At 67.2% G+C, this 21,664-nt stretch carries 25 protein-coding genes; 12 read left to right on the top strand and 13 right to left on the bottom strand.

The window, feature by feature from the left end; translation table 11 throughout:
- Positions 1 to 3: 3 nt before the first annotated feature.
- Entirely contained in the window at positions 4 to 1,239 is a 1,236-nt protein-coding gene (locus KK7_RS0104680; RefSeq protein ID WP_010543487.1) for a dicarboxylate/amino acid:cation symporter, read from the bottom strand.
- Between the two features lie 71 nt (positions 1,240 to 1,310).
- On the opposite strand from KK7_RS0104680, the gene glmM reads away from it, so the two are divergent.
- From glmM to KK7_RS0104625, 11 genes are all read left to right on the top strand, one after another.
- On the top strand, positions 1,311 to 2,651 hold the full coding sequence (gene glmM / locus KK7_RS0104675; RefSeq protein ID WP_010543486.1) for a phosphoglucosamine mutase: 1,341 nt from the start codon (positions 1,311 to 1,313) through the stop codon (positions 2,649 to 2,651).
- Positions 2,651 to 2,875 (top strand): DUF1272 domain-containing protein, encoded by a 225-nt coding sequence (locus KK7_RS0104670; protein WP_010543485.1) that lies wholly within the window; start codon positions 2,651 to 2,653, stop codon positions 2,873 to 2,875. The genes glmM and KK7_RS0104670 overlap by 1 nt, the downstream gene beginning before the upstream one ends.
- A 4-nt stretch (positions 2,876 to 2,879) precedes the next feature.
- Positions 2,880 to 4,040: a bifunctional hydroxymethylpyrimidine kinase/phosphomethylpyrimidine kinase gene (thiD, locus tag KK7_RS0104665; RefSeq protein ID WP_010543484.1), complete on the top strand. Its 1,161-nt coding sequence runs from the start codon at positions 2,880 to 2,882 to the stop codon at positions 4,038 to 4,040.
- Positions 4,033 to 4,659: a ribonuclease HII gene (locus tag KK7_RS0104660; protein ID WP_010543483.1), complete on the top strand. Its 627-nt coding sequence runs from the start codon at positions 4,033 to 4,035 to the stop codon at positions 4,657 to 4,659. The genes thiD and KK7_RS0104660 overlap by 8 nt, the downstream gene beginning before the upstream one ends.
- A gap of 71 nt (positions 4,660 to 4,730) precedes the next feature.
- Positions 4,731 to 5,576, top strand: coding sequence for a S1/P1 nuclease (locus KK7_RS0104655; protein ID WP_010543482.1), 846 nt, complete (start codon positions 4,731 to 4,733; stop codon positions 5,574 to 5,576).
- 47 nt (positions 5,577 to 5,623) lie between these two features.
- Positions 5,624 to 6,496, top strand: a complete 873-nt coding sequence (phhA, locus tag KK7_RS0104650; protein WP_010543481.1) for a phenylalanine 4-monooxygenase — start codon at positions 5,624 to 5,626, stop codon at positions 6,494 to 6,496.
- Between the two features lie 67 nt (positions 6,497 to 6,563).
- The gene (locus tag KK7_RS0104645; protein ID WP_010543480.1) at positions 6,564 to 7,454 is read left to right on the top strand and encodes a DMT family transporter; all 891 of its coding nucleotides are present in this window, start codon (positions 6,564 to 6,566) and stop codon (positions 7,452 to 7,454) included.
- Positions 7,451 to 7,930 (top strand): GNAT family N-acetyltransferase, encoded by a 480-nt coding sequence (locus tag KK7_RS0104640; RefSeq protein ID WP_010543479.1) that lies wholly within the window; start codon positions 7,451 to 7,453, stop codon positions 7,928 to 7,930. The genes KK7_RS0104645 and KK7_RS0104640 overlap by 4 nt, the downstream gene beginning before the upstream one ends.
- A complete protein-coding gene (locus KK7_RS0104635) occupies positions 7,930 to 8,253 on the top strand; it encodes a DMT family transporter (RefSeq protein ID WP_010543478.1) in 324 nt (107 codons plus the stop codon). Before KK7_RS0104640 ends, KK7_RS0104635 begins: the two co-directional genes overlap by 1 nt.
- Entirely contained in the window at positions 8,253 to 8,615 is a 363-nt protein-coding gene (locus KK7_RS0104630; protein ID WP_010543477.1) for a TfoX/Sxy family protein, read from the top strand. The genes KK7_RS0104635 and KK7_RS0104630 overlap by 1 nt, the downstream gene beginning before the upstream one ends.
- Before the next feature lie 57 nt (positions 8,616 to 8,672).
- Positions 8,673 to 11,030, top strand: a complete 2,358-nt coding sequence (locus KK7_RS0104625; protein ID WP_010543476.1) for a glycoside hydrolase family 31 protein — start codon at positions 8,673 to 8,675, stop codon at positions 11,028 to 11,030.
- An 18-nt stretch (positions 11,031 to 11,048) separates the two neighbouring features.
- On the opposite strand, the gene KK7_RS0104620 is transcribed toward KK7_RS0104625, so the two are convergent.
- The 8 genes from KK7_RS0104620 to KK7_RS20090 form a co-directional block, all read right to left on the bottom strand.
- Positions 11,049 to 12,191, bottom strand: a complete 1,143-nt coding sequence (locus KK7_RS0104620; protein ID WP_010543475.1) for a CehA/McbA family metallohydrolase — start codon at positions 12,189 to 12,191, stop codon at positions 11,049 to 11,051.
- Positions 12,192 to 12,232: 41 nt separating this feature from the next.
- Positions 12,233 to 12,757: a DUF1345 domain-containing protein gene (locus KK7_RS0104615; protein ID WP_010543474.1), complete on the bottom strand. Its 525-nt coding sequence runs from the start codon at positions 12,755 to 12,757 to the stop codon at positions 12,233 to 12,235.
- A 140-nt stretch (positions 12,758 to 12,897) separates the two neighbouring features.
- Positions 12,898 to 13,437, bottom strand: a complete 540-nt coding sequence (gene ppa, locus KK7_RS0104610) for an inorganic diphosphatase (RefSeq protein ID WP_010543473.1) — start codon at positions 13,435 to 13,437, stop codon at positions 12,898 to 12,900.
- Positions 13,438 to 13,473: 36 nt separating this feature from the next.
- Positions 13,474 to 15,378, bottom strand: coding sequence for a M61 family metallopeptidase (locus tag KK7_RS0104605; RefSeq protein WP_010543472.1), 1,905 nt, complete (start codon positions 15,376 to 15,378; stop codon positions 13,474 to 13,476).
- 126 nt (positions 15,379 to 15,504) lie between these two features.
- Positions 15,505 to 16,557, bottom strand: a complete 1,053-nt coding sequence (locus KK7_RS0104600; RefSeq protein ID WP_010543471.1) for a ribonucleotide-diphosphate reductase subunit beta — start codon at positions 16,555 to 16,557, stop codon at positions 15,505 to 15,507.
- A 15-nt stretch (positions 16,558 to 16,572) separates the two neighbouring features.
- Positions 16,573 to 17,100, bottom strand: coding sequence for a hypothetical protein (locus KK7_RS0104595; RefSeq protein ID WP_010543470.1), 528 nt, complete (start codon positions 17,098 to 17,100; stop codon positions 16,573 to 16,575).
- Positions 17,097 to 17,318, bottom strand: a complete 222-nt coding sequence (locus KK7_RS0104590) for a hypothetical protein (RefSeq protein WP_010543469.1) — start codon at positions 17,316 to 17,318, stop codon at positions 17,097 to 17,099. Before KK7_RS0104590 ends, KK7_RS0104595 begins: the two co-directional genes overlap by 4 nt.
- Entirely contained in the window at positions 17,315 to 17,650 is a 336-nt protein-coding gene (locus tag KK7_RS20090; RefSeq protein WP_010543468.1) for a hypothetical protein, read from the bottom strand. Before KK7_RS20090 ends, KK7_RS0104590 begins: the two co-directional genes overlap by 4 nt.
- A 98-nt stretch (positions 17,651 to 17,748) precedes the next feature.
- On the opposite strand from KK7_RS20090, the gene KK7_RS0104580 reads away from it, so the two are divergent.
- Positions 17,749 to 18,012: a DUF2171 domain-containing protein gene (locus KK7_RS0104580; protein WP_010543467.1), complete on the top strand. Its 264-nt coding sequence runs from the start codon at positions 17,749 to 17,751 to the stop codon at positions 18,010 to 18,012.
- Between the two features lie 370 nt (positions 18,013 to 18,382).
- On the opposite strand, the gene KK7_RS22815 is transcribed toward KK7_RS0104580, so the two are convergent.
- From KK7_RS22815 to KK7_RS23340, 4 genes are all read right to left on the bottom strand, one after another.
- Positions 18,383 to 18,520, bottom strand: coding sequence for a hypothetical protein (locus KK7_RS22815; RefSeq protein WP_157999978.1), 138 nt, complete (start codon positions 18,518 to 18,520; stop codon positions 18,383 to 18,385).
- A gap of 32 nt (positions 18,521 to 18,552) precedes the next feature.
- The gene (locus KK7_RS0104570; protein WP_051121258.1) at positions 18,553 to 19,089 is read right to left on the bottom strand and encodes a fasciclin domain-containing protein; all 537 of its coding nucleotides are present in this window, start codon (positions 19,087 to 19,089) and stop codon (positions 18,553 to 18,555) included.
- A gap of 267 nt (positions 19,090 to 19,356) precedes the next feature.
- Entirely contained in the window at positions 19,357 to 21,246 is a 1,890-nt protein-coding gene (locus KK7_RS0104565) for a ribonucleoside-diphosphate reductase subunit alpha (protein ID WP_010543465.1), read from the bottom strand.
- Between the two features lie 156 nt (positions 21,247 to 21,402).
- Positions 21,403 to 21,664: hypothetical protein (locus KK7_RS23340; protein ID WP_237709135.1), on the bottom strand; the 262-nt coding region annotated here is incomplete at its 5' end.

Raw genomic sequence — 21,664 nt, 5'->3', positions numbered from 1 at the left:
AGGTTATTCTGCCGGTGCGTCGGCCTTGCGCGATAGCCAGATCGTCGTGGCGAGGTCCCAGGTGACGTTGCCCACCGTGCGCATGATGTCCGGCAGCGTCTCCACCGCGACCAGCAGGCCGAGCGGGGTGATCGGCGCGCCGATCGTGGCGGCGACCGGCGAGATGGCGCTGACATAGCTCACCGTGCCGGGCAGGCTCACCGATCCGAGCGAGGTCAGCGTGGCAACCACGGCGCCGACCAGCAGCGTCGCCGGATGGAGCGGCACGCCGAACCATTCGGCGATGTAGATCGCCACCGCGAAGTTCATCGCCGGGCCGGTCGAGCGGAAGATCGCCACCGCCAGCGGCAGGGTCACGCCCGAGACGGCGACCGGCACGCCCACTTCCTCGGCGCCCTCGATCATCACCGGCAGCGTGGCGAGCGACGATTGGGTGCTGATCGCCACCGCCTGGCTGGGCAGCGCCGCGCGGAACATGCGGACCAGCCCGATGCGGCCGCCGAACACCGCGGCGGGATAGGCGAACAGCGTGATCACCAGCCCCACCGCCGACACGATCAGGATATAGTGGAGCAGCGCGCCGAACGCGCCGGTGCCCGCCTTGGCGCCGACGACCAGCGCCAGCGCGAACACGCCGATGGGGCCGATCCACAGCACCCAGTCGATCACCACCAGCATCACGTCGCGCACCGCGACGAAGAAGTTGGTCAGCAACGCGCGCGATTCCGCCGCGACGCGGGTGATCGCGAAGGCGAAGACCAGCGCGAAGATGATCAGCGACAGGAAGGCGTTCTCCGCCGCCGCCTTGATGATGTTGGCCGGAATGATCGCGGCGAGGAATTCACCCAGGGGCGGCACCGGGCCGATCTTCTCGGCACCGGTCAGTGCGGCGCGCAGGCTCGCGGCGGATTCCTGCGGCAGCGGCGCGATCTGGAGGAACAGCGGCGTCAGCAGCGCCGCGAGCAGCGCCGAGCAGAACAGCAGCGTCACGTAGAGCGCGATCGCCCGGCCCGCGAGGCGGCCGGCGGCGGCGGCCTCGGCGGTGGCCGTCACGCCGGTGATCAGCAGGGCGACCACCAGCGGCACGATCGTCATCTGCAGCGCATTGAGCCACGCCTGTCCGACGGGCTGTGCCCAGTCTGCTGCAGCCAGGCCCCATTGCGGCGAAAAGGCCGCCAGCGCGGCGCCGACCGCGAGCCCGGCCAGCAGGGAAAGAAGAATACGGGTAGGTTGCGACATGCTCGCCCTTTGAGGTTTTCGCCGCTATCACGGCGCGCATACAACGCCACAAGGGCGCGAGAACGAGACGCATGGCAAGAAAATATTTCGGCACCGACGGCATTCGCGGCGCGACCAACCTCTCCCCGATGACCGCGGCGATGGCGATGAAGGTAGGCATGGCCGCCGGCGCGCATTTCCGCCGCGGCGACCACCGCCACCGCGTGGTGATCGGCAAGGACACGCGGCTTTCCGGCTACATGCTGGAAAACGCGATGGTCGCGGGCTTCACCAGCGTCGGCATGGACGTGGTACTGGTGGGGCCGATGCCGACCCCGGCGGTGGCGATGCTCACCCATTCGATGCGCGCCGATCTGGGCGTGATGATCTCGGCCAGCCACAACCCCTATTTCGACAATGGCATCAAGCTGTTCGGGCCGGACGGGTTCAAGCTCTCCGATGCCGATGAGGAAGCGATCGAGGCGCTGATCGATGGCGACGTGGCTTTGGCGCCCTCGGCCGCGATCGGACGGGCCCGCCGCGTCGAGGATGCCCGCGGCCGCTATATCCACTTCGCCAAATCGACCTTCCCGTCCGAGCTGACGCTCGACGGCCTGAAGGTCGTGGTCGATTGCGCCAATGGTGCCGCCTATCAGGTCGCCCCCTCGGCGCTGTGGGAGCTGGGCGCGGAGGTCGTCTCGATCGGCGTCTCCCCCAACGGCAAGAACATCAACGACGGCGTCGGCTCGACGGCGCCGCAGGTGCTGAGCGAGACGGTGGTCGGCTCCGGCGCGGCGCTGGGCATCGCGCTGGACGGCGATGCCGACCGGCTGATCGTGGTCGACGAGACCGGCACGGTGATCGACGGCGACCAGCTGATGGCGCTGATCGCCACCGGCTGGGCGCGGCAGGGCAAGCTCGCCGGCGGCGGGCTGGTCGCCACCGTGATGTCCAATCTCGGGCTGGAGCGGCACCTTGCCGCACAGGGCCTCGGGCTGGTGCGCACCAAGGTGGGTGACCGCTATGTGCTCGAGAAGATGCGCGGCTCCGGCTACAATGTCGGCGGCGAGCAGAGCGGGCACATCATCCTTTCCGACTATGCGACCACCGGCGACGGGCTGGTCGCGGCGCTGCAGGTGCTGGCCGAGATCGTCCGGGCAGGGGCCCCGGCGAGCGAGGTGCTGCACCGTTTCGAGCCGCTGCCGCAGCTGCTCAAGAATGTCCGCTTCGCCGGCGGCAAGCCGCTGGAGGACGCGCGCGTCAAGGACGTGATCGCCGCCGCCGAGGCCGAGCTGAAGGGCCGCGGCCGTCTGGTCATCCGCGCCTCGGGCACCGAGCCGGTGATCCGGGTGATGGCCGAGGGCGACGACAGGGCACAGGTGGAAGTGGTGGTCGACCGCATCTGCGACGCCGTGCGCGAAGCTGCCGCCTGATGCTGGAGATGCGCCCCGACTGCGAACGCTGCGGCACCGATCTGCCCGCCGATGCCGGCGGCGCGTTCATCTGCTCGTTCGAATGCACCTTCTGCGCCGAATGCGCCGACGAACTCGACGAGCGCTGCCCCAATTGCGGCGGCGAACTGCTCGATCGTCCCGCGCGGGTGGGCGATGCGCTAAAGCGGCATCCCGCATCCACCGAGCGCAAGCACAAGGGATAAGGCCATGGGCGCACGCGTGCTGATCATCGCAGGCTCGGATTCCGGCGGTGGCGCCGGGATCCAGGCGGACATCAAGACCGTCACCATGCTGGGTGGCCACGCCATGACCGCGATCACCGCGATCACGGCGCAGAACACGCTGGGCGTGCAGGCGGTGCATCCCGTGCCGACCGACATGGTGCTGGCGCAGATCGATTCGGTGGTGCGCGACATCGGCGTCGATGCGGTGAAGATCGGCATGATCGGCTCTGCCCGCACCGCGCTGGCGGTGGCGGAGAAGCTGGCCGAGCTGCCCGGCGTGCCGGTGGTGTTCGATCCCGTGATGGTCGCGACCAGCGGTGCGCGGCTGGCCGACGAGGCGACCGTCGCCGCGTTCGAGCGGCTCATGGACCGCGCGACGGTGGTGACGCCGAACCTGCCCGAGCTGGAGGCACTGGGGCGCGACCCGCAGGCGGTCGTGGCGGCGCATCGCTGCGCGGTGCTGGTCAAGGGCGGGCATGGCGAGGGGCCGGAGGTGGTCGACACGCTCTATTCCGCCGATCCCGAGGATCCGCCGCGGATCGAATGGCGCGATCCCCGGATCGACACCGGCAACACCCATGGCACCGGCTGCACCCTTGCCTCCGCCATTGCCTGCGGCCTCGCCTGCGAATGGGACCTGCCCGAGGCGGTCGCCCGCGCGCGCCGCTTCGTGCGGATCGCGATGCGCGAGGCCGAGGGGCTGGGGCGCGGGCACGGGCCGATGGCGCAGCAGGCGGTGCGGCTCGACCTCAACCTGAGCTTCTTCGAGCCGATGCTCAACCAGGTGACGGTGCCGGCGCGGGACCTCGCCGCCAGCGAGCGTTTCTACCGGCTGCTCGGCCTGCGGCAGGTGGTGCGGGCAAGCCCCCGCTATGCCCGGTTCGAGACCGAGGGCGGCGCGACCTTCTCGATCGCCACCGACGAGGCGTACACCGCGCCGGTGGTCTATTTCGAATGCGGCGATCTCGACGTGACCGTCGCCTATCTGCAGCAGCAGGGCTTCCGCTTCGAGCAGGAGCCCCGCGACGAGAAATGGGGCTGGCGCGAGGCGCGCCTGCGCGATCCTGCCGGCAACGCGGTTCGTCTCTATCAGGCTGGCGAGATGCGTCGCTTTCCGCCATGGCGGATCGAGGACGATGCCTGACCTTAGCCACGAAACCCGCTATTTCCAGCTCCATGCCGGCCCGGTCGCCGGGGTGGACGAAGCCGGGCGCGGTCCGCTCGCCGGGCCGGTAGTTGCCGCCGCCGTGGTGCTGGATCCGGAGTGCATCCCCGAGGGCATCAACGATTCGAAGGCGCTGACCGCCGCGAAACGCGCGAAGCTGTGCGAGGAACTGCTGGCCTGCGCGAAGGTGGGGGTGGGCATCGCCAGCGTCGAGGAGATCGACCGGCTCAACATCCTCTGGGCGACGATGCTGGCGATGACGCGGGCGGTGGAGGCGCTGGGCTTCCCGCCCGCCTTCGTGCTGGTCGACGGCAATCGCTGCCCGAAATGGCACCACCGCAGCGAGGCGGTGGTGAGCGGCGACGCGCTGTGCTTGTCGATCGCGGCGGCCTCGATCGTCGCCAAGCATCGCCGCGACTGCATGATGGTGGAGCTGGACGCGCAGTTCCCCGGCTATGGCTGGGCATCGAACAAGGGCTATGGCGGCAAGGCGCACCAGGAGGCTTTGCGCAGGCTGGGCCCGACACCGCACCACCGCCGCAGCTTCGCGCCTGTCGCGCAGGCGCATCTCGATTTCGGGCCGATCGCGGCGGAGTGAGGGCTCGGCGATCGTTCGTCCGTGCCTGCCAACCCGTTGAACCCGAACCGCCGCCGCCCTAGGGGCGGGGCATGAGTCGCATTCTTCTCCTGCTCGCCGCGCTGCTCGGCTTCGGTGCCGCCTCCCCCGCCTCCGCCTATTGGGAATATGGCCATGAAACGGTGGGCGCGATCGCCTATCGCAACGTGACGCCGCAGGTCCGCGCGAAGATCGATGCGCTGCTCAGGCGCCAGAACCTGCTGGAAACGCCGACCTGCCCGGCCGGGACGATCGAGCAGGCGGCCGTCTGGGCGGATTGCGTGAAGACGCTGGGGCCGCGCTTCAGCTATGCCTATTCCTGGCACTATCAGAATATCGACATCTGCAAGCCGTTCGACCTGAAGCCGCCGTGCCGCGACGGCAACTGCGTCTCCGCCCAGATCGAGCGCGACGTGAAGCTGCTCAAGGACCCCAAGGTGCCGGTGCGCGAGCGGGTGATGGCGCTGGCCTTCCTCGTCCACTTCGTCGGCGACCTGCACCAGCCGCTCCATGCCGGCGATCATAGCGACCTGGGCGGCAACCAGGTGAAGACCAACTACGGCGCCTTCACCAGCGGCAAGCTGAACCTGCACTCGGTGTGGGACGGCTATCTGGCCGAGCGCGCCATCTCGCAGCCGCCGTCGCCGGTGCGGGTCTACACCCCGGCCGAACGCGCCGCGATGTGGGGCGGCAGCGTCGCCGACTGGAGCCGCGAGAGCTGGCAGGTGGCGCGCGACACGGTCTATCCCAGCGCCGCGGGCGAAGGCGTCTGCACGGCCGGGGCGCACCCGGCGCATCTCGACGAGGCGACGCTCGAAAAGCTGGTGCCGGTCGCGCGCCGGCAGGTGGTGCGCGGTGGGCTGCGGCTGGCGAAGCTGCTGGACGAGGCGCTCGGCTGACCGTTCGTGCCGTTTCGTCACATTTGTAACGATGCTATAGCGCTGCGATGAACAAGGAAACGCATGTGCTGGACCGTCCGCCCGAAGGTGCTGCGGCGGACTGGACGATCCCGCAGGACTGGGCGGCGTACACCGCCGAGGAGCATGCCACCTGGGACAGGCTGTTCGCCCGCCAGGCGAAGCTGCTGCCGGGACGCGCCTCCTCCGCCTATCTCAAGGGCCTGGAGGCACTCCGCCTCTCCGAGTCCGGCATTCCCAATTTCGAGGAGCTTTCCGAGCGGCTCCACAAACTCACCGGCTGGCAGGTCGTCGCGGTGCCGGGGCTGGTGCCGGACGCGGTGTTTTTCGATCACATGGCGAACCGGCGGTTCGTTGCCGGCAATTTCATCCGCCGGCCGGACCAGCTCGACTATATCCAGGAGCCGGACGTGTTCCACGACGTGTTCGGCCATGTGCCGATGCTCGCGGATCCGGTGTTCGCCGATTATCTGGCGGCCTATGGCCGCGGCGGCATGCGCGCGCTGGAGCTGGGGGCGCTGAAGCAGCTCGGCCGGCTCTACTGGTACACGGTGGAGTTCGGGCTGGTCGAGGAGGCCGAGGGGCTGCGCATCTACGGCTCGGGCATCGTCTCCAGCTCGGCCGAGAGCGTGTTCGCGCTGGACAGCGACAGCCCCAACCGTATCCGCTTCGACATGCAGCGGGTGATGCGGACCGAGTATCGCATCGACGATTTTCAGCAGAATTATTTCGTGATCCCCAGCTTCGAGGCGCTGCTGCGCGAGACGGTGGAGACCGATTTCGCGCCGCTCTATGCCGAGATCCTCGCCCAGCCGGACATCCCGATCGCCGCGATCCTGCCCGAGGATGACGTGATCACGCACGGCACGCAGGCCTATGCGGAGGGGAAGGCGGCCTCCTGATCCTGCTCTGCGCGGAGGCGGGGGTTTGGGCTCGCCATTCGCGGCCCGTCCCGCTACCCGCGCTCCCATGTCCCGTTCTCCCCGCATCGCCTTCCTCGTCGCCGCGCTGGGGATCGCCAATTATTCGGTGATGGACGCGGTGATGAAGGGCATGTCGATCGCCCACGGCGCCTATAGCGCGGTGCTGTGGCGCTCGGTCGGCGCGATCGTGCTGCTGGGGCCGATCTTTCTCCTGCGCCGCACCGCCTGGCCGAGCCGGGCGGCGCTGAAGCTTCATTTCGCGCGCGGTGTGCTCGCGGGCAGTTCGGTGGTGCTGTTCTTCTGGGGCCTCGCCCGGGTGACCATGGCGCAGGGCATCGCGCTGACCTTCCTCGCGCCGCTGATCGCGATGTTCCTCGCCGCCTTCTTCCTTGGCGAGCGGATCCGGCGCGCGGCGATCGGCGGGTCGCTGATCGCCAGCCTGGGCGTGCTGACCATCGCGGTCGGCCAGGTGCAGGCGCATGCCTCTACGCAAGTGGTGCTGGGATCGATCGCGGTGTTCGGCGCCTCGATCCTCTATGCCGGCAGCCTGATCCTGCTGCGCCGGCAGGCGCAGGTTGCCGATCCGATCGAGGTCGCGCTGTTCACCAGCCTGGTGCTGGCGCTGGTGATGCTGCCCGCCGCGCCGTGGTTCTCGTCGATGCCGCCGGTGACGTTGTGGCCCTGGATCCTGGGGGCCGCGCTGATCGGCTCGATCTCGGCCGTGCTGCTCGCCTGGGCCTATGGCCATGCCGAGGCGCAGGTGCTGGCTCCGGTCGAGTATACCGCCTTTGTGTGGGGCGCGCTGCTCGGCTATCTGGTCTTCGACGAGCGCGTCTCCGGCTGGACGGTCGGCGGCGCGCTGCTCATCATCCTGGGCTGCCTGGCCGCGATCCGCGGCCGCGTGGCAGCCGCTCCCCAGACCGAGGCCGGCGCATGACCCAGATCCGTTTCGCGAGCCCGCACGACGTTCCCCAGATCCTCGCCTTTGTCCGTGAACTCGCCGACTTCGAGCGCGAGCCCGACGCCGTGGTCGCGACCGAGGCGATGCTGGAGGCCGCGCTGTTCGGCCCGCGCCCCGCCGCCGAAGCGGTGATCGCGGAGGGGCCGGACGGCACGGCGCAGGGCTTCGCGCTGTTCTTCCAGAATTTCTCCACCTGGACCGGGCTGCCCGGCATGTATCTGGAAGACCTGTATGTCACGCCCGCCGCGCGCGGTGCGGGCGTGGGCAAGGCACTTCTCCGCCATTTGGCCGATATCGCGGTGACGCGCGGCTATGGCAGGTTCGAATGGTCGGTGCTCGACTGGAACCAGTCGGCGATCGATTTCTATCGCGCGATGGGGGCCGTGGGCATGGAGGAATGGACGGTGCAGCGGGTGACCGGCGACGCGCTGCGCGCCCTGGCGGGGCGCTGATGGGCTGGATCTACCTGCTGCTCGGCGGGCTGTGCGAGGTGGGCTTCACCACCTGCATGCGCTTTACCGACGGCTTCCGGAACCTGCCCTGGACGCTGGCCTTTCTGGGCTTCATCGCGGTGTCGATGGCGCTCCTGGAAATGGCCGCGCGCACCGTTCCGCTGGGCACTGCCTATGCCGTGTGGGGCGGGATCGGCGCGCTCGGCACGGTGATCGTCGGCATGCTCTGGTTCGGCGAGCCGGTGAGTGCGGTGCGCATCCTGCTGATCCTCGGGCTGGTCGGCTGCATCGCCGGGCTGCGGCTGGCCGGCGGCGGCCACTGATGGCGCTCGACACCGGGCTGATCGAATGGGTGCGCGAGGCGCTGGCCCCGATCGGCACGGTCACGATGCGCAGGATGATGGGCGGGGCGACGCTCTATTGCGACGGCACCGTGTTCGCCCTGCTCGCCTTCGACGAACTGTGGTTCAAGGCCGATGCCGAGAGCGACGCGGCGTGGGACGCCGCCGGTGCCGATCGCTTCACCTATGAGGCCAAGGGCCGGCAGATGGTGATGAACTATCGTCGCGCCCCCGCCGATGCCCATGACGATGCCGAAGCGCTGCGCGACTGGGCGATGCTGGCGATCGACGCCGGTCGCCGCGCGCCGCCCCGCACCCCCCGCGCCGGTAAGAAAAAGGGGTAGGCGCCTCCAGTCTTGTCTGACAAGATGGAGCGAAAGAGATCGTCGTCGGGGGAGGGAATGTCTGTGAACGCCAAGTCGCTGTTGCTGCTGGGGGCAGCGTTTGCCGCGGCCATTGCACCGAGTTTTGCTGCGTCGGCCGCACCGGGGCGGACGGTGGCGAGCGTCGGGGTCGCGCTGCTCGCCCGCGACACCGATGGCGCCCGTTTCCGCACGGCCGAGGGTGTGCTGGCGCTCACCTTCTGGGGGGACCGGATTCTTCGCGTGACGATGCTCCGCGAGGGCGCCGAGCGCGCGGCCGATGTCGCCCTGGTCGGCAAGCCCGCCACGGTGGCCTGGACGCTCGACCAGGAGGCGGACCGCTATCTGCTCGCCACCCCGGCGATGCGGGTGAGCGTCGATCGCCAGAGCGGCGCGGTGGCGCTGCTCGGCGCCGACGGCAAGCCGCTGGTCGCCGAGGCCAATCTCGAGCGCCGCAAGCTGGGCGGCACCCCCGATGCCGAGGGCGCGGTGCGCTTGCTGTTCGCGCTGCCGGAGGGGCGGGCGGTCTATGGCCTCGGCCAGCACCAGGCGGGGCTGCTCGATTATCGCGGGTCGATCGTGCGGCTGCAGCAGGCGAACACCGATGTCGGCGTGCCCGTCTTCGTCTCGCCCGCCGGGTTCGGGCTGTTCTGGAACAATGCCTCGGTGACCGAGGTCGCGGTGGATACGCCGCAGGCCGGCGGCCGCATCCTGTTCCGCTCGGCGGCGGGGGAGGGCGTCGATTACTTCCTGTTCGCCGGGCCCGATGTCGATCAGGTGATCGGCGCCTATCGCCAGCTGACCGGCGCCGCGTCGCTGTTGCCGCGCTGGGCCTGGGGGCTGTGGCAGTCGAAGGAACGCTATGCCTCGCAAGCCGAGCTGCTTGGCGTGGCCGCTGAGTATCGCCGGCTGGGAATCCCGCTCGATGCAGTGGTGCAGGACTGGCAATATTGGCCCGCCGGGCGCTGGGGCAGCCACGAGATGGACCCGGGCCGCTTCCCCGATCCCAAGGCGATGCTCGATACGCTGCACCGGCAGAACCTGCACAGCATCGTCTCGGTCTGGCCGCGCTTCGACCTGGGGCTGGAGAATACCCGCGCGCTCGACGCGATCGGCGGGCTGTACCCCAGGACCTACCCCAATGTGTACCCGGCCGGCGAAGGCCGCTGGTACGATGCCTTCTCGCCCAAGGCGCGCGCGCTCTACTGGCGGCAGATTTCCGAGCGGCTGGGACGCGCCGGGTTCGACGGCTATTGGCTGGACGGCAGCGAGGCCGAGCTGGGCGGCCAGTGGGGCGAGATGGCGGAGGTGGCCACCGCCATGGGGCCGGGCGCGCGGATGTATAACGCCTATCCGCTGCTGCACACCATGGCGGTGCACGACGGCATGGCGGCAGACTATCCGGCCAAGCGCCCGCTGCTGCTCACCCGCTCGGCCTGGGTGGGGCAGCAGCGCAACGGCGCCTTCACCTGGTCCGGCGATGTGAGCGGGCGGTGGGACGTGTTCGCCAAACAGATTCCGGCGGGCGTCAATTTCTCGATGACCGGCAATCCCTTCTGGTCGGCGGATATCGGCGGCTTCTTCGGCGGCAGCCCCAAGGATCCCGCCTATCAGGAGCTGTTCACCCGCTGGCTGCAGTTCGCGGTGTTCAACCCGATGTTCCGCATCCACGGCACCGGCGAGGGCAAGGAAGTCTACAGCTTCCCCGAAAGCGCGCGCGGTCCGCTGCTCGATGCGGTGGCGCTGCGCTACCGGCTGCTGCCCTTCCTCTATGCGCAAAGCTGGCAGGTGGCGGATCGCGGCGCCTCGTTCCTCTACCCGGTGGGCATGGTGTTCCCGAACGACGCCCGGGCGCAGGACCTGCGCGACCAATATCTGTTCGGGCGCGGCCTGCTGGTGAGCCCGGTGATCGATGCCGGGGCGACGTCGCGCGCGGTCTATCTGCCGGCGGGTACCGACTGGGTCGATTTCTGGACCGGCGCGCGCCATGCGGGCGGCGCGCGGATCCAGGTCGCCGCGCCGATCGGGCAGATTCCGGTGCAGGTGGCGGCGGGGACGATCCTGCCGCTGGGATCGCCGGTGCAATATGCCGACCAGAGCCCCGACCGGCCGATCGAGCTGCGCGTCTATCGCGGCGCCGATGGCCGTTTCACCCTCTACGACGATGCCGGCGACGGCCAGGGCTGGCGGCGCGGCGAGCGGGCGACGATCGACCTGGTGCTGAACGACAAGGCGGGCACGCTGACGATCGGCGCGCGCGAGGGCCGCTATCCCGGCATGGCGAAGACGCGCCGCTTCCGGGTGGTCACCGTCGCGCCGGGTTCGGGCACCGGCCTTGCCGAAGCGCCGGGGCGCGAGGTCGTCTATGACGGCAAGCAGGTCGTGGTGGCGCTGTAACCGCGCCACCACGCGCGGTCAGAACTTGGGGTCGAAGTTGAAGAAGATCGGGTTGGAGATGGCGACCATCGGCCCGGCGACCTTGGTGAAGTTCTCCACCCCCGGATAGGGCGTCTGCGGGCCTTCCACCTCGACCCGGTAGTAACTGCGGCCCTTGGCCTCGGGCGTGTCGGTAAAGCCCACCGTGCCGTCCGCGCCGATGTCGAGGGTGGCGAACGGATCGCCGTTCTTGACCACGCGGACATGATAGGCGCCGTCCTCGCGCGTGCCGGACAGGCGCACGGTGAAGCGCACCGGGCCGGCGGGCGCCACGGCGTTGTCGCCCATCAGCATGTCCGCCTTGCCGTCGCCGTTGACGTCCGCGGTCAGTTCGACGCGGGGGGCGTAGGGGTTGGCGCTGATCGAGGCGCGGCCGCGGCCGATCGCGGCGATCACCGCCGCGCGGGTGCGGGCGGGCGCGAACACCCAGGTGGTCGGCGTGCCGATATTGTTGGCGGTGGCCTCCAGCGCCTGGGGCGCGGTGCTGCCGGGGACCGTGCCATGGTGCGAATCGCTGCCGCCGCGCGCGCCGATCTTGCGGCCCGAATTGAGCATGTCGTCCCACACCATCAGGTTGGTCTTGTTCGGCGCCCAGCGCACGCTGTTCCATACCTCGAGCGAATCGACCATGTCGTACGAAAAGCCGAAATGGTCCTTGTTGGTCGGGTGGTTGGCGGAGAGGTGGACGCCCAGTCCCTCCTTCACCTTCTGGACCTGTACGTCCCGGGCATCGCGGATGTCGAACAGCTTCTTTTCGTCATAGGGCTTCGCCGAGAGGATCACGGCATGGCCGCGCACCGTCGTCCATTCCGCGCCGTAGAGCAGCAGCAGCTTGTCCGACCGGAATTCGGGGTCGCTCCACGTGTTGTGTGCGGTGTCGCCGTCCACATGGTTGTCGTGGTCGCTGATCAGCAGGAAGTCGAACCCGGCGGCTTCCGCATCGGCGATGATCCGCGCCTCGCTATGGTTGGTCGAATCCTTGCTGTGCCGCGAATGGACGTGCAGGTCGCCCTTCATCCACACGCCGTCGGTGAGGCTGGCGACGACGAACTTGTCGTTGGTCTGGGCAGAGGCAGCAGGCGCAAGCAGCGCGGCGAGCGCGAGGGCGGCGACACGGAACATGGCTTCTCCGGCAGGCAAGGATCGGGCGGACGCCCGGCTGCTCAACTACCGCCGAGAACGTTGATCGTGAAGGCCACCACGCCCAGGTTGAACACAAAAGCTGCAAGACAGTGCAGTGTCACCACCCGGCGCAGCTGCCGCGTCGTGACCGATACGTCGCTGGTCTGGAAGGTCATGCCCAGGCAGAAGGCGAAGTAGAGGAAATCCCAGTAGTTTGGCTCGGGCGTCTTGGGGAATTCCAGCCCGCCCTTGTCGCGCCCGCCCGGCGCCTCGCTGTAGAAGAGATGGGCGTAATGCAGCGCGTAGACGCCGTTGCTGAACGTCCAGCTGAGCGCGAGCGTGCCGATGATCAGGCCAAGCTGCGCGGGCTGGGGCGCCTTGCGTTCCATCAGTTCGCTGGCGATCGCGATCAGGATGATGATGGTGACGGCGCCGGTAATGCCGAGCAGCACCAGCCGGTTCGCATCGTTGTTGCAGGCCGAACGCCGCATCGCGTCGGACTGGTGCTTGAGCATCGGCACGCACAGCGCCAGGAACAGCGCCGCGCCGATGTCGAAGGCGAGCATCGCTCCGGCGCGGATGCCGAGCTGCGGGATCAGGAAGAAGCCCGCCGCGATCGTCGTTGCGGCAAAGGCGAGAAAGCGCGGCGGCGCGAGGACGTTGCCGACCCCTCGGGATCGCGCCCCGCGCCGCCGCGGATTCTGGCTCAGGCGGCCTTGGCCTTCTTGGCGGCCTCGATCGCGTCGAGCACGATCTGGCGCGCTTCGGCGGCATCGCCCCAATTGCCGATCCGCACCCACTTCTCGGACTCCAGGTCCTTATAGTGGGTGAAGAAATGCTCGATCTGCTGCAGCACGATCGAGGGCAGGTCCGAACGCTCGCCGACGTCCGAATAATAGGGGAAGGTGCTGTCGACGGGCACGCAGACCAGCTTCTCGTCGCCGCCGGCTTCGTCTTCCAGCTTCAGCACCGCGATCGGGCGCGCACGCACCACGCAGCCCGGCACGAAGGGCGAGCGGGCGATGACGAGCGCGTCGAGCGGGTCGCCATCGGGCGACAGGGTGTGCGGCACGAAGCCGTAGTTCGCCGGATAGCGCATCGGCGTGTGCAGGATGCGATCGACGAACAGCGCGCCGCTGGCCTTGTCGAATTCGTACTTCACCGGCTCGCCGCCGACCGGCACTTCGATAATGACGTTCAGGTTGTTGGGCGGGTCGTCCCCGACCGGGATCAGATCGATGCGCATAATATCTCTAAACCTTGGTTGGCGGCTTCGCCCTTCTCAGCGGGCTTGCAGCAGCTTGTCGAGGCCAGCCTCTCCTTCGACCGTCTTGACGAGGTGCGGATAGCGCAGCCCGTCATGATAGTCGATGGTAACCTCTCGGTAACGATCGTCCCGTTTCAGGGTAAGCTGGATCGGCGCCTTGGTGCCCTTGGCCGCCTTCACCGCGTCGATCAGCGCCTCGGTCGAATAGGCCCGGCCGTTCACCGCCACGATCTCGTCGGCGACGGTGATGCCGGCCTTGAACGCCGGACCGTCCCACATCACCCCGGCAATGCCCTTCTTGCCGACCGCCAGGCCCAGCGAATAGCTGAGGTCCGCGGTGCCCGGGCGCGCCATCTTGTTCGGCACGTCGGTATAGACGAGCTTGTAGCCGCCCCGCTCGAAGCCCTTGAGCGGCGCGCGATCGGAGACGTCGTGCAGGCGGGCGGTGAGCAGCCCCCGCCAGTCATAGGGCTGGATGCGCTCCAGCGTCTTCACCACCTCGTCGAAGCTGTAGGTCACCTCGCCATAATCGCCGTCGCGGCCGCCGAAAAAGGCGCGCGCGAAATCGTCGATCGACTTGGTGCCCTTGCTCTGTTCGCGGAGGATCGAATCGACCTCCATCCACACCAGCAGGCCCTCGTTGTAATAGTCCTCGCTGCGCTGCCAGCTGGTCCAGCCCTTGGGCGCACGCGCGGTGATGATCGGATCGTTGGTGGTGTCGATCAGCGGGCGCCACTGGCGGCCGGCGCGATTGTCGAGGCTGGCCATGATGCCCGCATAGCCTTCCAGCGTCTCTTCCTTGGAGACCAGGCCCGAGCGCGCCTGGAACACATAGCCCCAGAACTGGGTCTGCCCCTCGTACACCCACAGCGACTGGTCGCGCATCGGCATGCGGAAATCGGGCGTCCACAGCTCGGCGCCGCGGCGATACTTTCCGTCCCAGCTATGGGTATATTCGTGCGGCAGCAGGTTCCGTGCGCCCGCCTGCTCGGCCCATTTGGTGAAATAGCCGGGACCCACACCGTTTTCCGAACTGCGGTGATGCTCGAGACCGATCCCGCCCATCTTGTCGCTGATCGACAGGAGGAAATGATAGTGATCGTAATGCTGGGCGCCGAAGGTCTTCACCGCCTGCTCGACCAGCCGCTTGTGCGCCTCGATCTGCTCCGGCTTGGCCTCCAGTTCCTCGGGGCTGTCGGCCACGACGTCGAGCGTCACGCGCTCGGAGAGCGGAAACTTGCGATAATAGCGCCCGGCGATCACCGGCGAGTCCATCAGGATCTCGTAGCTGGTGGTCTCATAGGCATAGGTGGAGCCGGTCGCCTTGGCGGGCACCGCCCCGGCGGCGGTCCAGCCCTCGGGATATTTCACCGTCGCCTGGACGGGGATGCGGCGGGTGAAATAGCCGGCGGGATAGAGGCTGAGCGAGTTGAACTGCAGGCTCATCATCTCCTGCGTCATCACGATGCGGCCCTGACTGCCGTCGGTCGCCGAGACGAACTGGAACTCGGCCTCCACCGTCCTGGCGCCGGCGGGCACGTCGACATGGAAGGCGAACACGTCCACCGCGTCGCGCGTCCAGGGCAGGCGCTTGCCGTTCGCCTTGATCTGCAGGCCGGCCAGCTTCTCGATCTCGCCGCGCGGCCCGTGCTTGCCGGGCAGCCATTCGGGGAAGAGCAGAGTCAGGCGGCCGCTTTTGGCGATGGGGATCGTTTCGCGCACCCGGAAGATGCCGCGCATCGTGTCGGTCGCGTCGATATCGACCTTCAGCGTGCCGGGATAGGCGATGTCGCGCGCGGCCGGGATCGTCTCGACGATCGGCAGCGGCTGGGGCGCGGAATTCTGCGCGAGCGCGGGCGCGGTAGTGGCCAGCAGCAAGCCGGCGAGCGAGATGGCACGAACCAAGATGACAACCCCCATTTCAGGATCTTCGCGAGCAAGAAAGCGCTTCGTTCGGGCAACATTGTTGCTCGCGAATGTCCGGGGGGCAAGGAGATTTGATGCCGCTTCATCCTCCCCCGCAAGGGGGAGGATAGGACCTCGGGCCTACTCCGCCGCGATGCCGGCCTTGGCGAACATGTCGCCTTCGATCGCATCCTCGTTGGCGATGGTGCTGGTCTTGGCCTGGCGACGCTTGTCGAAGCTGTCCCACACCTCGTTCCAGTTGCCGCGCGTCGCCGCCTTGGAATATTCGGTTGCCCGCGTCTCGAAGAAGTTGGCGTGCTCGACGCCGTTGAGCAGCGGGGCGAGCCAGGGCAGGGGATGCTCGTCGATCATGTAGATCGGCTTCAGGCCCAGCTGGCCGAGGCGCCAGTCGGCGATGAAGCGGACATATTTCTTGATGTCCTTCGGCGTCATGCCGTTCACCGGGCCCATTTCGAACACCAGGTCGATGAACGCGTCCTCGATGCGCACGGTCTTCTGGCACATGTCCAGAATGTCGTCGCGCACGCTCGGCGTCATGCAGTTCCGTTCCTTGCAGAAGGTGTGGAACAGCTTGATGATGCCTTCGCAGTGCAGGCTCTCGTCGCGGATCGACCAGGTGACGATCTGGCCCATGCCCTTCATCTTGTTGAAGCGCGGGAAGTTCATCAGCATCGCGAAGCTGGCGAACAGCTGCAGCCCCTCGGTGAAGCCGCCGAACATCGCCAGCGTCTTGGCGATATCCTCGTCGCTGTCGACGCCGAAGGTGCTGAGGTAATCATGCTTGTCCTTCATCTCCTTGTACTGGAGGAAGGCCGAATACTCGGTCTCGGGCATGCCGATCGTGTCGAGCAGGTGGCTGTACGCCGCGATGTGCACCGTCTCCATGTTGGAGAAGGCGGTGAGCATCATCTTCACCTCGGTCGGCTTGAACACCCGGCCGTATTTCTCGTGGTAGCAATCCTGCACTTCCACATCGGCCTGGGTGAAGAAGCGGAAGATCTGGGTGAGCAGGTTGCGCTCGTGATCCGACAGCTTCTGCGCCCAGTCGCGGCAATCCTCGCCCAAGGGCACTTCTTCCGGCAGCCAGTGGACCTGCTGCTGGCGCTTCCAATATTCATAGGCCCAGGGATATTCGAAGGGCTTGTAGGTCTTGCGGGCTTCGAGAAGCGACATGGGGGGTACTCCGGATCAGAAACTGGAATGAGATAAGCCAGCGCTGAGCATTGATATGCCCAACGCGACATAGAGAGCGCCGGCCGCCAAGCGGGTCCACGTTCTCTTGAAAGGCTGGTTGTAGCGGTCGAGCAGGTAGGACAGGCCGATCAAGATAAACCACCCTTGCGAGCTGGCGCTCGCCCAAGCAGGAAGTTTGCCAAGCCCAAGCTCCGGACCGAAAAAGTCGATGATCAAAAAGCCCAGGAGCAATGCCCAGGGGAGTAGCAGGAAAACTGCCGGGCGCTTGTACCAGACCCGCGGATCTCGCTCTTCCGGTGCATCGTTGATCTCGGCGATTGCTGCATCGATGCTGCGCAATTCTTCGAAATACAGATCGTGTCCGCGCGCCAGGCGACGTTCGCGTCGGTCGTGGAGACGGCGCAGGCGTGGCTCGGCCGCCAATGGCACCCACCGTTCCAGCAATTTAAAGCCTGCCAGCAGTAGCGCCAAGGTCGCCGAGCCCAGCAGGAACGACACCAGGAGGAGCATGGGCGTGCTCACGCCACCCCTCCCGCACTCGCAAAGGCCAGCGCGAAGCCGGTGAGGAACAGGCCGAGCGCGACCAGCATCATGCCGGCGATGCGCAGCGCATAGGTCGCCGGCTCGCTTGAGCGGACGCGCAGCAGCCCGCGCGCCGCCGAGGGGCGGAGGAGGACGATCAGTCCCGCCGTGCCCGCAGCGATGCCGAGGCCGGCCTGAATGGCGAGCGTGCGTGTCATTGGTCGATCACCCGTCCGCGGACGGTCTTCATCCCATCGCGCACGACGATGCGTTCGCGATAGACGACCTTGCGGCCACCCTGCGCGCCGACGCCGAGGAACACCACGCCGATGAAGAAGCCGAAATCATACCAGCCGCCATTGTTCGGCACCGCATAGACCGCGACGTCCGGGAAAATCAGCGACAGACCCCAGGCGGCGGGGAAGATGAAGCCGTGCCACAGCCCGAGCAGGAAGCCCGGCGCCTGCGGCTGCACCGCGCTCGGCACCTGGTGCGCGCAGGCGGCGAGCAGCACGAGCGCGGCGAGGACGAGGAGGCTCCGGGGCGTCATGCCGCTATCCCTTGGTATGGCAGACGGCCCTTGGGGCAGCGTGCATCGATTGCCGTCCGCGTGCGTTCGGTGCGCGAACCCCAAGCAGGAGAAGACCCATGGCAGATCTGAGCGCAATCCAGGAGCATATGGAAGTCATCGGCGCCGACGGCGTCCATGTCGGCACCGTCGACCATGTCGAGGGCGACCGCATCAAGCTGACCAAGAAGGACTCGGGCGCGCAGATCGAGGGCGCCACGGGCCGCCACGAAGGGCACCACCATTATATCTCCGGCGGCTTGGTCGCCGAGGTGGAGGGCGACAAGGTGCGCCTGTCGGCCAATGCCGACGTCGCGGTCGAGCAGTTCGAAGAAGAGGCCTGAGGCCCGGCGGCGGGGGGAGCATCTGCCCCCCTTGCCCTGCCGCCCGCGATTCCCTGCGCGCATGCGCACCGACCGCCGCGATCCCGTCATCGTCGTGAACGAGGCGCCCGAGGCGCGAAAGTCGATACGATGCAGGCGCATGCGGTGCTGTCAGCGAATCCTCAGTCTGTGCAGAAGCCGGAGTTCGGCGCTGCCAAATCCACGGTCACCGATCGTATCGAAACTGCCCGTCCGGCGCTACCGAAATAGCGCGAGGGACGAGATTTTGGGCTGTGGATAACTCGACATCTAGAGGGGTGCCGCCATATCGAACCCCCAGATGTGGTATGTGTGGACCGGAGAAGCATAAGGCTCCCCCGGCCCCAGCGTCTTACGTGAAGGACCAGCGCGCCGGCGCATCCGACGCCATCAGCGAGATACGGAACGCGATCACCGCGATCCAGAAGATCGCGAAGAACAGGGCGCCCCACTTCAGGGCGGTCCGCTTGCGGCGTTCGAGCTTCTGCATGCTGTCAGCCTCCTTCCGTCGCGATTGCCCGATCAGGGCATCAGCACATGGTCGACCACATGGACCACGCCGTTCGACTGCGGCACGTCGGCGATGGTCACGGTCGACTGGCCGCCCTTGGCGTCGGTGAGCACGACGTTGCTGCCCGACAGGCTCGCCTTCAGCGTCTCGCCCTGCACGGTCTTGAGCGATGCGGTGCCGCCGCCGGCTTTGATCTTGCCGACCAGCTCGGTCGCGGTGACCTTGCCGGGGACGACATGGTAGGTGAGGATGCTGGTCAGCGTCGCCTTGTTCTCCGGCTTCACCAGCGTTTCGACCGTGCCGGCGGGCAGCAGGCCGAAGGCGGCGTTGGTCGGCGCGAAGACGGTGAACGGGCCCTTGCCGTTCAGCGTGTCGACGAGACCGGCGGCCTTCACCGCCGCCACCAGCGTGGTGTGATCGGCCGACTGCGAGGCGTTTTCGACGATCGTCTTGCTGGCGACCATCTCGGCGCCGCCGACCGTCTTGGACTGGGCGAAGGCCGAAACCGGGGTGGCGGCGACGACAAGGCCACCCAGCGCGGCGACCATGAACTTGGAAACGGGCACAATTCTTCTCCTCAACCTGTAACAGGTGGAACAAGAACTATGGAACCATCGCCGCGTTGCGGCCCCCGTACTTAGGGGAAGTTTCGTCCGTTTCTTCAAGCAATTGAAAAACAACGAATAGATGCTGGCGCTATGTCGCGGGCTGCCCCTTTGTGCAGTCCCCGAACGCAAAACGCCCTCCCGGTCCGGCGGGCGGGGAGGGCGTGAAGCGTCAGCTTTGCGATCGCAAACCGATCCCGGGGGCCCGCCTTACTGGCAGGCCAGGCACTCGTCGTAATCGGTGCTCTCGCCAAGATCGAACTTGGGCTTCTCGATCGTGTTGTCGGCCTCGACCCCGCCGGCGAACCCGGCGCGCTGCACCGACTTCGACCGCAGATAGTAGAGCGACTTGATGCCCAGCTCCCAGGCGCGGAAGTGGAGCATCAGCAGATCCCACTTCTCCACGTCCGCCGGGATGAACAGGTTGAGCGACTGCGCCTGGTCGATGAACGGCGCGCGATCGCCCGCCAGCTCCAGGATCCAGCGCTGGTCGATCTCGAAGCTGGTCTTGTACGTGTCCTTCTCTTCCGGGGTCAGGAAGTCGAGATGCTGGACCGAGCCGCCCTGTTCGAGGATCGAATTCCACACCGCGTCGGAATTTTTCGACTTCTCCTTGAGCAGCTTCTCCAGATACGGATTGCGCACCGAGAAGGAGCCGCTGAGCGTCTTGTGGGTGTAGATGTTCGCCGGGATCGGCTCGATGCAGGCGCTGGTGCCGCCGCAGATGATCGAGATCGACGCGGTCGGCGCGATCGCCATCTTGCAGCTGAAGCGCTCCATCACGCCCATGTCGGCGGCGTCGGGGCAGGGCCCGCGCTCGACCGCCAGCGCCATCGAGGCTTCGTTCACCTGTGCGCTGACATGCTTGAAGATGCGCAGGTTCCAGCTCTTCGCCATCGCGCCCTCGAACGGAATGCCGCGCGCCTGGAGGAACGAGTGGAAGCCCATCACGCCGAGGCCGACCGAGCGCTCGCGCGCCGCCGAATAGCGGGCACGGGCCATCTCGTCGGGCGCTCGCTCGATATAGTCGGTCAGCACATTGTCGAGGAAGCGCATCACGTCCTCGATGAACAGCTTGTCCTTGTTCCACTCGTCCCAGGTCTCGAGGTTGAGCGAGGACAGGCAGCACACCGCGGTACGATCATTGCCGAGATGGTCACGGCCGGTGGGCAGCGTGATTTCCGAGCACAGGTTCGAGGTCGAGACCTTGAGGCCCAGATCGCGGTGGTGCTTCGGCATGGTCGAGTTCACGTGGTCCGAGAACACGATGTAGGGCTCGCCGGTGGCGAGGCGGGTCTCGACCAGCTTCTGGAACAGCGCGCGGGCATCGACCGTGGCGCGGACCGAGCCGTCCTTGGGGCTCTTCAGCTGCCATTCGCGGCCGTCGCGCACCGCTTCCATGAACGCGTCGGGGATCAGCACGCCGTGGTGCAGGTTCAGCGCCTTGCGGTTGAAGTCGCCCGAGGGCTTGCGGATCTCGAGGAACTCCTCGATCTCGGGGTGCGAGATGTCGAGATAGCAGGCGGCCGAGCCGCGGCGCAGCGACCCTTGCGAGATCGCCAGCGTCAGCGAATCCATCACGCGGACGAACGGGATGATGCCGCTGGTCTTGCCGTTGAGGCCCACCGGCTCGCCGATGCCGCGCACGCTGCCCCAATAGGTGCCGATGCCGCCGCCGCGCGAGGCGAGCCAGACATTCTCGTTCCAGGTCTGGACGATGCCGTCCAGGCTGTCCGGCACCGAGTTGAGATAGCAGCTGATCGGCAGGCCGCGGCCCGTGCCGCCGTTCGACAGCACCGGGGTGGCCGGCATGAACCACAGCTTGGAGATATAGTCGTACAGGCGCTGGGCGTGCGCCTGGTCGTCGGCATAGGCCGAGGCGACGCGGACGAACAGGTCCTGATAGCTTTCGCCGGGGAGGAGATAGCGGTCCTTCAGCGTCTCCTTGCCGAAATCGGTGAGCAGCGCGTCGCGCGCATGATCGACCTCGACCGGATAGGGCTGCGGCACGATCGCCTTGCTGTCGAGCGCCTTGCTGGCGGGGGCGGCTTCGATGGTGGCGGTCTCGTTCACGCTGTTCTCACTGTCCCTGAATTCCATGCTCGCACCCCTGTCTTCCTGCTTCACGCAACTACCGACTCGGGGCACCGTAGCGATCCTAGCACCAGCCGGGTTTGCGCGAGAACAAAAAGTGTCCATCGGCCCGGCGCCCGGCACGAGTCTGCCCATGCCGCATTTGGGGATGCGGACAACGGGTTACCAGTGCTTGGGTTTGCCCCTTGGTGCGACCACTACAGATTGTGCCAATCCGAGTTCGGGCACAAGAGCCCAAATGAGACCGGAATGCAACGGCTCATCGCTGAAATGACTCGGCTCGTGGCGCGGCCAGCGCGCCGGAAAAGCCGCGACGCGCGGACCTTCCTTGCCTTCCAAAAAGGCAAGGGAACGAACGCGGAACTGCAAATAAATTTTAGGGGATGAATCACCCCCGCCACAACCGCTGGGGGTCGTGGCGGGG

This window comes from Sphingomonas elodea ATCC 31461 (assembly GCF_000226955.1).
Taxonomy (GTDB): domain Bacteria; phylum Pseudomonadota; class Alphaproteobacteria; order Sphingomonadales; family Sphingomonadaceae; genus Sphingomonas; species Sphingomonas elodea.
This window is presented reverse-complemented; position numbering and strand designations above follow the sequence as displayed.

What these genes read in the sequence shown, in the direction of transcription:
- KK7_RS0104580 (WP_010543467.1), top strand. Translation starts at nt 17,749, where the DNA reads ATGGCAGATCTGAGCGCAATCCAGGAGCATATGGAAGTCATCGGCGCC.
- KK7_RS22815 (WP_157999978.1), bottom strand. Translation starts at nt 18,520, where the DNA reads ATGCAGAAGCTCGAACGCCGCAAGCGGACCGCCCTGAAGTGGGGCGCC.
- KK7_RS0104630 (WP_010543477.1), top strand. Translation starts at nt 8,253, where the DNA reads ATGGCGCTCGACACCGGGCTGATCGAATGGGTGCGCGAGGCGCTGGCC.
- thiD (WP_010543484.1), top strand. Translation starts at nt 2,880, where the DNA reads ATGGGCGCACGCGTGCTGATCATCGCAGGCTCGGATTCCGGCGGTGGC.
- KK7_RS0104600 (WP_010543471.1), bottom strand. Translation starts at nt 16,557, where the DNA reads ATGTCGCTTCTCGAAGCCCGCAAGACCTACAAGCCCTTCGAATATCCC.
- KK7_RS0104565 (WP_010543465.1), bottom strand. Translation starts at nt 21,246, where the DNA reads ATGGAATTCAGGGACAGTGAGAACAGCGTGAACGAGACCGCCACCATC.
- KK7_RS0104660 (WP_010543483.1), top strand. Translation starts at nt 4,033, where the DNA reads ATGCCTGACCTTAGCCACGAAACCCGCTATTTCCAGCTCCATGCCGGC.
- ppa (WP_010543473.1), bottom strand. Translation starts at nt 13,437, where the DNA reads ATGCGCATCGATCTGATCCCGGTCGGGGACGACCCGCCCAACAACCTG.
- KK7_RS20090 (WP_010543468.1), bottom strand. Translation starts at nt 17,650, where the DNA reads ATGACGCCCCGGAGCCTCCTCGTCCTCGCCGCGCTCGTGCTGCTCGCC.
- phhA (WP_010543481.1), top strand. Translation starts at nt 5,624, where the DNA reads ATGAACAAGGAAACGCATGTGCTGGACCGTCCGCCCGAAGGTGCTGCG.
- KK7_RS0104570 (WP_051121258.1), bottom strand. Translation starts at nt 19,089, where the DNA reads ATGGTCGCCGCGCTGGGTGGCCTTGTCGTCGCCGCCACCCCGGTTTCG.
- KK7_RS0104615 (WP_010543474.1), bottom strand. Translation starts at nt 12,757, where the DNA reads ATGCTCGCCTTCGACATCGGCGCGGCGCTGTTCCTGGCGCTGTGCGTG.
- KK7_RS0104590 (WP_010543469.1), bottom strand. Translation starts at nt 17,318, where the DNA reads ATGACACGCACGCTCGCCATTCAGGCCGGCCTCGGCATCGCTGCGGGC.
- KK7_RS0104635 (WP_010543478.1), top strand. Translation starts at nt 7,930, where the DNA reads ATGGGCTGGATCTACCTGCTGCTCGGCGGGCTGTGCGAGGTGGGCTTC.
- KK7_RS0104625 (WP_010543476.1), top strand. Translation starts at nt 8,673, where the DNA reads ATGTCTGTGAACGCCAAGTCGCTGTTGCTGCTGGGGGCAGCGTTTGCC.
- KK7_RS0104680 (WP_010543487.1), bottom strand. Translation starts at nt 1,239, where the DNA reads ATGTCGCAACCTACCCGTATTCTTCTTTCCCTGCTGGCCGGGCTCGCG.
- KK7_RS0104620 (WP_010543475.1), bottom strand. Translation starts at nt 12,191, where the DNA reads ATGTTCCGTGTCGCCGCCCTCGCGCTCGCCGCGCTGCTTGCGCCTGCT.
- KK7_RS0104670 (WP_010543485.1), top strand. Translation starts at nt 2,651, where the DNA reads ATGCTGGAGATGCGCCCCGACTGCGAACGCTGCGGCACCGATCTGCCC.
- KK7_RS0104655 (WP_010543482.1), top strand. Translation starts at nt 4,731, where the DNA reads ATGAGTCGCATTCTTCTCCTGCTCGCCGCGCTGCTCGGCTTCGGTGCC.
- KK7_RS0104605 (WP_010543472.1), bottom strand. Translation starts at nt 15,378, where the DNA reads ATGGGGGTTGTCATCTTGGTTCGTGCCATCTCGCTCGCCGGCTTGCTG.
- glmM (WP_010543486.1), top strand. Translation starts at nt 1,311, where the DNA reads ATGGCAAGAAAATATTTCGGCACCGACGGCATTCGCGGCGCGACCAAC.
- KK7_RS0104640 (WP_010543479.1), top strand. Translation starts at nt 7,451, where the DNA reads ATGACCCAGATCCGTTTCGCGAGCCCGCACGACGTTCCCCAGATCCTC.
- KK7_RS0104645 (WP_010543480.1), top strand. Translation starts at nt 6,564, where the DNA reads ATGTCCCGTTCTCCCCGCATCGCCTTCCTCGTCGCCGCGCTGGGGATC.